This window comes from Frankia sp. CeRuru1, assembly GCF_977966315.1.
Genome location: NZ_CDWWEW010000226.1, coordinates 1 through 8,543, shown reverse-complemented (window position 1 = coordinate 8,543; position 8,543 = coordinate 1). Strand labels below are relative to the sequence as shown.

Genomic DNA, 8,543 nt, shown 5'->3' with positions numbered 1-8,543 from the left:
CCCCATGCGTGCCGGCGCGGACGACGAGCGGCTCGCGGCTCTGTGGCGGGCGGCCGTGCGGGGCAAGAAGGCGGGGCACGGCATCGACGAACCGACCTTTCGGCAGCCGGACCGGCCGATGTCCGCGATCGGCGGATGACGGTGGCCCGGTCCGGGTCGCATGCCGGTGCCCCCGCGGGTTGGAGTGCCCTGGTGCTGGCCGGGGGTGGGGCGCGCCGGCTCGGCGGCCGGGACAAGACGGCGGTGCTGGTCGGCGGTTCCACCCTGCTCGACCGGGTGCTGTCCGCGGTGCCGGACGCCGAACGGGTGGTCATCGTCGGTCCCCGGCGCGACCTGGCCGTCGATCCGGTTCCGCCTGGTCGGGTGCGCTGGTGTCGGGAGGATCCGCCCGGCGGGGGACCGGTCGCGGCGATCGCCGCCGGCCTTGTCGAGATCACCACACCGTTCGTCGCCGTCCTCGCCGCCGACCTGCCGTTCCTGACCGGCCGGGAGATCGCGCTGCTGCGCCGCGGGGTCGAGGACCCCGCGGCGCAGGCCGCGCTGCTGGTCGACCCGGACGGCCGCCGGCAGTTTCTGGCCGCGGTGTGGCGGACGGCCTCGCTGTGGGCGGCGCTACCCGCGGATCCGATCGGGCGCCCGGTGCGCGGCCTGTTCGCCGACCGTCCGGTGACCGCGGTCCAGGCGGCCGCCCGGACCTGCCTCGACTGCGACGAACCGGCGGATGTGGCGCGGGCCCGCCGCTGGGCCGCGGTGGGCGAGCGTGGCCCGGCCCGGCACGATGGACCTATGACCTCCGCCGATGACCAGCAGCCTGATCACCAGTCGCGGTCCGAGCATCGGGCTTCGGTGGGCCCGCCGCCCCCGGAGGCCGGACGTCATCGCCCGCCGCCCGCCGCGGCCGTCGGTTCGGGTGCCGGCAACGTCCTGGACAAGAACCTCCTGGAGCGGGACGTCCTGGCGCAGTGGGTGTCGGACGTCTGCGCCGAGCTCGGCCTCGACGCGGCACGGATCGACGTGGGCGCCGTCCTCGATCTCGCGCGCGACGTCGCCCACGGGGTCGCGCGTCCCGCGGCGCCACTCACCGCGTTCCTGGTCGGTCTGGCCGCCGGCCGGAACGCGGGCGGTGCCCACGGTGAGGATGGCGAAGGCGAGGGTGCCGGCGAGGGCGAGGGGGGTACGGATGGTGAGCGGGAGGCCGCGGCGGCGCGCGCGGCGACGTCGGCCGTGCTCGGCCTCCTGGCGCGGGCGGGGACCGGGTCCGCTCAGCCCATCCGGCCCGGACCCGCCTCGTCGAGGTAGCCGCGCATGTCGATCGCCATGGTGTGCACCGCGTCCTGGTCCGGCTCCGCGTACTCCTCGCCACGCGCCGACGCCCGCGCATATCCGAAGGTCAGCCTCGGCAGTACCTGCGTCGGTGTGTCCATCCCGCCCTCCCAGCCAGGTTCGTCCCCGGCGAAGGCGGCAGGTCCGGAGGGCAGGTCGCCGGAGGTGGGGGAGGCCGTCACGACGACCCAGTCGATCACGCCGAGTATGATGATCGCGGCGAGCGCTGGCAGGGCCGCGACCGGGTTCCAGGCGGCCAGCCCCACCAGGACGAACACCGCGACCACCGTCAGTCCGCCGATGAGGTGCCGCCGCGCGGGACGAAGCGCGGGAACCTTACGACCATGCCGATAGTGCGCCATACCGACAGTGTGCCTGGGATGCCGCGTTCGGCCCGACCGTGGCCGCACCGCCCGAGTGCGGCCAGGGTGCCTCACCTGGGATGGTGTTTCACCCGACCCGGGGCCCGACCTGGGGCCCGACCTGGAGGAGGCGTGCGGCATGCCGGGGACGTTGGTTCGACCAGCGGGGGATCGGGGTATGCCGCACAGGCCGATCCGAGGCCGGGCAGCGGCGTCCACCTCGATGTCGGCGTTCGTGTTGCCCAGCAGGCGGATCATGACTTATTGTGACCGCCTTGACTCCTGCGGTCACCGAGTCGGGGTTCGGTGTGCCGGGGCGGCGTCGGGCACCCGGAGCATTCGACAGCGGAGGGTATGTACTTTCTCTCTTTTTAGCGAAGGTTGCGTATGTCGACCCCGTCCTGAGTCACACTTTTCGAAGGAAAGCAAAGGACCATGGCCCGGCGCCGCACCATGTGTTCAACCTCGCGAAGCTGGAGGTTCGCCGTGGAGGCTCGACGTCGGATGACACGTCCGCGCCGAAAGTCCGCCCCTGGCACCCTGCTGATGCTCAGCGTAATCGTCTCGGTGTTCCTCGCCGCCGCTGCCTGCGGCTCGCCGAGTTACGAATACGTAACCAACAAGAAGGACGGCGCGTTTGTGCGCGTCCCGACCGGGTGGAATCACCAGGAGATGCCCGGGCCTGCGCTTTTCGGGATCGACGCCCGCAACGTCAGCCCCGAGATGCTGCGCGGTCTCATGTCGCGGGAATGGGTCGTCGGCATCGACGCGGCCCAGCGGTTCGACAACACCCGGCTCCTCGTGCCGGACGCAACGCAGCCGAAGGGGTTCGTCCAGGTTCGCCACCTGCTCCCGGAGGAGGCCAACGCGGTCTCCACCAACGATCTGCGCAACTTCGTCCTCTCCGTCGACGACGCGGTGGCCGCGCAGGAGCAGGCCGTGCGGCAGAATCCCTATGGTGCGCGGCTGACGCCGAACTTCCTGCTACTCGCGGACGAGGTTGTGCACAAGAAGGACGGTGTGCACGGGGTGCACCTCGTTTACCAGGTGCAGACCCAGGCCGGACTGGTCACTATTGATCAGACGAGCCTGCTCGACAATGGTCAGCGAGTGCTCTACCAGCTGATCCTCGCGTGTTCGTCGCTGTGTTACGCCACGCATGGTCAGCAGATCGGCGATGTCGCCAAGTCCTTCACGATCGAGCCGACGGACCGAGGTCAGTAGCCATGGGCGTGAGAGACCAGGCAGGTGGGACCGCCGACGGCGGGGACCCGAAGCCGAATGCTGCCGGTCCGGCCGGTCCCGGCCCCGGTGGCACGGATACGGAGGCGGAACCGGCGAGCGCGACCGCCGGCAAGCCACGCCGCCGTCCCCTCGCCTTCTGGGACCGGGTGAAGTTCCTGCTCCTGCTCGGGGCGGTCTTCGTCTTCGTCGTGGCGGCCGACGTGTCCGGCAACCCGTTGATGACGTGGGCCGACTCGATCCGCATCCAGGCCAGGAACAGTTGGTGGATCCTGGCCCTGCTGGGCGTGGAACTGGTGCACCAGCTCCACATGTTCCTGGGCGAACGGTGGTCGGGCTACTACGTCTTCTGGACCGATCGGGTCTTCGGGCAGGCCGAGCGTCGGCTCCTGCGGCTCAACGACTGGAACCGGTACCGGGTCAGCCGTGCGCTGAAGTGGATCGTCGGGGCCGCGCTCGTCCTGTTCGTCTACGCCCGCCTGGCCGACACCTCGGTCTTCGACGCGATGGTGAACGCCCCCGGCGCGGTCTGGAAGGCCATCCCGGCGGTTCTGCAGATCGTCCTGCTCATGGTTCTCGTCGTCGGCCAGTTCGTCGTGATGTTCTGGTTCCTGTCCAAGGGCGGCGTCGACGTCTACTTCCCCGAGGACATCACCACCCGTTTCGCCGACGTGTGGGGGCAGGACCACGTCGTCAGCCGGGTGAAGGAGAACGTTTTCTACCTGGAACGGCCGGAGGAGATCGAGAGCCGGGGTGGTCATGTTCCCGGCGGCATCCTGCTCTGGGGGCCGCCGGGCACCGGCAAGACGCTCATCGCCGAGGCGGTCGCGGGAGAGACCGGGAAGCCCTTCGTGTTCGTCGACCCGGGTGCCTTCCAGGCGATGTTCATTGGGGTCGGCATCCTCAAGGTGAAATCGCTGTTCCGCAAGCTGCGCAAGCTCTCCCTGCGTTATGGCGGGGTGATCGTCTTCTTCGACGAGGCCGACACGCTGGGGAGCCGGGGTCAGCTCGCCGGGGGATTCGGCCGCGGGGCCGGAACCGGCGCCCGGTCGTGGTTCGCCCGTTCGGGGTCCCCCGGATCGGTGGGCGAGGCCGCTCCGGGGGACCTGTGCAACGGCCTGTCCTACCTGAGCGGGGCGGCCCGCGCGGAGATCACCCGTGAGCAGTTTGTGGTGGGCGGGGGCGGCGGCGGTGGTTTCGACGGCACCCTGCAGGCGCTGCTCACCGAGATGTCCGGCCTGAAGAAGCCGCGGGGCTTCCTCAACCGGGTGGTGCGCCGGACGTTGGGCATGCGGCCCAAGCCACCGCCCAAGTACCGCATCCTCGTCATGATGGCGACGAACATGCCGCAGTCGCTCGACGAGGCACTGCTGCGCCCCGGCCGCATCGACCGGCAGTACAAGGTGGGCTATCCCAGCAAGGAGGGCCGGATCCGCACCTTCGAGGGCTATCTGTCGAAGGTGTGCCACGAGCTCACGCCGGATCAGATCGACCGGCTGGCCATCATGAGCCCGGAGGCCACCGGGGCGACCATCAAGGACACCGTCAACGAGGCTCTGGTCCAGGCGGTGAAGGACGGCCGGGAGGTCATCACCTGGCAGGACATGCTCCGGGCCAGGGTGATCAAGGAATACGGCCTCGCCGACGACCACGAGCACATCGACCGGGAACGGCACAGCATCGCCCTGCACGAGGCGTGCCACGCCGTCGTCGCCTACCGGATGCAGCGCGGGCGGGTGATCGACCTCGCCACCATCGAACGCCGCGGCGGCGTCGGCGGGTTCGTGGCGCACGTCGCGGTCGAGGACCGCATGTTCATGTGGAAGTCCGAGATCGAGGTGCAGGTGATGGTCTCCCTCGCCTCGCTCGTCGGCGAACGGATGTTCTTCGAGGGGGACAATACCGTCGGTGTCGGCGGCGACCTGCGCAGCGCGACCCTGCTCGTGGCCAACTTCATCTCCTCGGCGGCGATGGGGGAGACTCTGGCCTCGCGCCTGTCCATGCTGGAACAGGAGATGGGTAACGCCTCCATCGACGCCGACCGGCCGTTCGGCGAGCAGGTCGAGGGCAAACTTCGGGAGCTCTACGCCCGTACCGAGAAGGTGCTCGCCGCGAACCGGCGGGAGATTCTGGCCCTCACCCACGCGCTGGAGACCCACAAGACGATCACCGGTGAGGATGTGGAGGCCATTATGGAGGGGCACCTCGGTCCCACCGTCGACGGCCGCCGTTACCACGAGCCCGACTTCCTTGCTGTCGCCGAAAGCTATCACTCCAACGCGGTCCAGGCTCATCGTGGGCAGACCCATGAGCTGCACACACTCCCCGACCTCGGCCGGGCGGCCGTCAGCCCCGCCGAGGCGGCACCCGCGGCCGGATCGGACTGAGCCGACCCGGGTCCGGACGTGTGCCCTTCACGGTCTTGCCCTTCACGGTCTTGGTTCGAAGGGAGCCGAAGGCGTACAACGCCGCGCCGATGGCCGCGCCCGCGGCCAGGAGCAACCCAGCGCGCGCGCCGAAGGCCTGGGCGACCCAGCCGGCGATCGGGCCGCCGACCGGCGTCGTGCCGAGGAACGCGACCGACCACAGCGCCATCACCCGCCCGCGCATCGCCGGGTCGGCCGAGAGCTGGACCGTGGCGTTCCCGGTCGAGATGAAGGCGACGCTCGTCGCGCCCAGCAGCACCATCGTCGCGATCTCGAGCGGCAGCGTCGGCGCGGCGGCGGCGAGCAGCAGGATGACACCGAAGGTCATCGCGGTCAGGCTCAGGGCCCGGGGCCCGATCCGGCGGCGGCGGGCGACCAGCAGGCCGCCGACGACCGCGCCCGCTCCCATGGCCGAGGTCATCAGGCTGTACGTGGCCGCGGTGCCCCCGAAGGTCTCCCGGGCCAGGAGCGGCAGCACGACCTGGAACTCGTAGGACAGCGTGCCGATCACCACCATCATGACCAACGGTACGCGCAGCGCCGGCGTGCGGCGCACGTAGGCGAAGCCGGCCCGCAGCTGCCCCGGCGCCCGGTGTATCGGCGGATGATCGTACAGCGCTGAGATGTCCAGGCGGTGCAGGGCGAACAGGACCGCGCCGAAGGAGGCCGCGTTGATGAGGAAACAGCCGGCGGTGCCCGCGAGCACGATGACGACGCCGGCGATCGCCGGGCCGACGATGCGCGCCGCGTTTATCGCGACCGAGTTCAGGGTGACCGCGTTCGGAAGGTGCTCCGGCCCGACCATCTCCTGGACAAAGCTCTGCCGGGCCGGGTTGTCGACGGCGTTGCACAGGCCGATGAGCGCGGCGGCCACCCCGACCATCCAGAGCTGGGCCGTACCGGTGAGGTCGAGGATGCCCAGAGCCAGCGCGGCGAGCCCGGAACCCACCTGTGTGCAGATCAGCAGGCGGCGCCGGTCCGTCCGGTCGGCGAGCAGACCGCCGTAGGGCCCGAAGAACAGCACCGGCAGGAACTGGGCGGCGGTGACGAGGCCGAGCGCCGTGCCGGAGGCGCCGAGCGAGAGGACCAGCCAGCCGAGGGCGATGGTCTGCATCCATGTCCCGCAGAGCGAAACGATCTGGCCGCCGAGGAAGAGCCGGAAGTTCGGCACCCGCAGGGCGGCGAACGTGCCACCTGCCGCCTTCGATGCCGAACCGGCTACCTTCTCCATCTGCAGGGTCATACGTGCACCTCCAGTGAGGGCAACGCCGGCCGGCAGATCGTTATTTCGCATCAGGTAAACATTTTCCTCCAGGGCGGGTTCTAGTAACAGAGTGGCTCTGATAGCCAGGAGTGGCCCTGGCGATACGGGCGGGGTGTCGGTTGGAGTTCACCGCATCGCGGCCCGCTATGCGAAGCGCCGGCTGCGACCCGAGGTCCGCGGGTTGCAGCCGGCGCGTGGCGGGCGGCTGCCATGGTCGCCGCCCGGTTACCGGGATCTTGTGTTATCGGGATCTTGTGTTATCGGGGATCCGGTGTTACCGGGGATCTTGTGCTACTGGAATCCCAGTACTAACGGGGGGATCCGGATGTTACAGGGGGATGTTGCCGTGCACGTTCTTGTCGGTGCGGGAACGGGTCAGTGCGTCGGCGAGGGCGGAGGCAACCGCGCCCCGGGTGGCGGCGGGGGTGACGACCGCGTCGACGACGCCGAGTTCCACGGCGCGGTCGATGCCACCGACGGTGCGGATGTGCTCCTCGGTCAGCTCCGCCAGGACGCTGGGGCGGCGCTGGGCCGGGACCTCGGCGAGCTTGCGGCGGTGCAGAATGCCGACGGCGGCCTCGGCGCCCATGACGGCGACCTGGGCGGTCGGCCAGGCGTACACGGCGGTCGCGCCCAGGCTGCTGGCGTTCATTGCGATGTACGCGCCGCCGTACGCCTTGCGGGTCACGACGGTGACGCGCGGCACGGTGCATTCGGAGAAGGCGTAGAGCAGCTTCGCTCCCCGCCGGACCACGCCTTCCCATTCCTGGCCCACACCCGGCAGGTAACCGGGCACGTCGACGAGCACGACCAGCGGAACACCGAAGGAGTCGCACATCCGGACGAACCGGGAGGCCTTCTCAGCCGAGGTCGCGTCAAGGCATCCACCACGGCGCAGCGGGTTGTTCGCGACCACCCCGACGGTACGCCCGCCGAGGCGCCCCAGCACCGTCACGATGTTCGGCGCCCACCTCGGGTGCAGCTCGACGGCCTCGCCCTCGTCGTCGAGCACCGCCTTCACGAGCGGACGCACGTCGTAGGCCCGCCGGGGATTGTCGGGCAGCAGTTCCCCGAGCTCGCGTCCGGTGACGGGGCCGATGTCGCGCTGATCGGCCAGCAGCACCGCGACCGCCCGGGTCCGCTCGACGGCCTCGTCCTCGGAGTCGCAGGTCACGTGCACGACGCCGCTGCGCCTGGAGTGCACGTCCGGCCCACCCAGGCTGTCGGCGGTGCATTCCTCACCGGTCACCGAACGCACCACGTCCGGGCCGGTGACGAACACCTTCGCCCCCGGGCCCATGATGACGATGTCGGTCAGGGCCGGCCCGTAGGCGGCCCCACCGGCGGCGGCCCCGAGCACGAGCGAGAGCTGCGGGATCCGGCCGGAGGCCCGCACCGTGGCGGCGAAGATCCGGCCGACTCCGTCAAGCGAGGCGACACCCTCCTGAAGCCGGGCGCCTCCCGAGTGCCAGATCCCGACGACCGGGCAGTTCATCCGGACGGCGGACTCGATGGCATGAACGATGCGGGCACAGCCGTCGCGCCCCATCGCGCCACCCTGTACCGTCGGGTCGGTCGCGAAGGCGACGATTTCGTTCCCGTCGACAAGCCCTTGCCCGGCAACGACTCCGGACGTGTCGCTGACCGCGAATAGCGACAGGGTGTCTGGATCGAAAAACCGGGCGAGCCGAGCCTGAGGCGTGCGGGGGTCGACTCGGTCGATCGTGGACAGACTCACCGTGCGTCTCCTTGCCTGAGCGGCGTCGGACTGCTTCGCAGGAGGTCGATACGCGACCACCTGTGGTATGCGCCGGCTTCCGCTGGGCACTCGGTCCGGCGATCATGACGCTCGCCGGAACGGCGGGCGGTGTCGCGGCGGTGGTGGGTAGCCGGCGCCGCGGCGGGTGACATCGGGTGGTGGTGGTG

6 protein-coding genes and 1 pseudogene are annotated in these 8,543 nt (G+C 70.3%); 4 read left to right on the top strand and 3 right to left on the bottom strand.

Annotation, left to right across the window (positions count from 1 at the left end; genetic code table 11):
* Together AC08OP_RS16000 and AC08OP_RS15995 are read left to right on the top strand one after the other, a co-directional pair.
* A pseudogene (locus AC08OP_RS16000) lies at window positions 1-139 on the top strand (GTP 3',8-cyclase MoaA); the annotation flags it as partial.
* Window positions 136-1,299, top strand: a complete 1,164-nt coding sequence (locus tag AC08OP_RS15995) for an NTP transferase domain-containing protein (protein ID WP_476614931.1) — start codon at window positions 136-138, stop codon at window positions 1,297-1,299. The pseudogene AC08OP_RS16000 and the gene AC08OP_RS15995, both read left to right, overlap by 4 nt.
* Here the strand turns inward: AC08OP_RS15995 and AC08OP_RS15990 are convergent.
* Window positions 1,263-1,685, bottom strand: a complete 423-nt coding sequence (locus tag AC08OP_RS15990) for a hypothetical protein (RefSeq protein WP_476614930.1) — start codon at window positions 1,683-1,685, stop codon at window positions 1,263-1,265. The genes AC08OP_RS15995 and AC08OP_RS15990 overlap by 37 nt on opposite strands.
* 504 nt (window positions 1,686-2,189) lie before the next feature.
* Between AC08OP_RS15990 and AC08OP_RS15985 the strand changes: the two genes are divergently transcribed.
* A complete protein-coding gene (locus AC08OP_RS15985) occupies window positions 2,190-2,909 on the top strand; it encodes a hypothetical protein (protein WP_476614929.1) in 720 nt (239 codons plus the stop codon).
* Window positions 2,910-2,911: 2 nt separating this feature from the next.
* Complete coding sequence (locus AC08OP_RS15980) at window positions 2,912-5,314, top strand: AAA family ATPase (RefSeq protein ID WP_476614928.1); 2,403 nt, start codon at window positions 2,912-2,914, stop codon at window positions 5,312-5,314.
* Here the strand turns inward: AC08OP_RS15980 and AC08OP_RS15975 are convergent.
* Window positions 5,274-6,596, bottom strand: a complete 1,323-nt coding sequence (locus AC08OP_RS15975; RefSeq protein ID WP_476614927.1) for an MFS transporter — start codon at window positions 6,594-6,596, stop codon at window positions 5,274-5,276. The genes AC08OP_RS15980 and AC08OP_RS15975 overlap by 41 nt on opposite strands.
* 349 nt (window positions 6,597-6,945) lie before the next feature.
* On the bottom strand, window positions 6,946-8,355 hold the full coding sequence (locus tag AC08OP_RS15970; RefSeq protein WP_476614926.1) for an acyl-CoA carboxylase subunit beta: 1,410 nt from the start codon (window positions 8,353-8,355) through the stop codon (window positions 6,946-6,948).
* Between the last annotated feature and the right edge of the window lie 188 nt (window positions 8,356-8,543).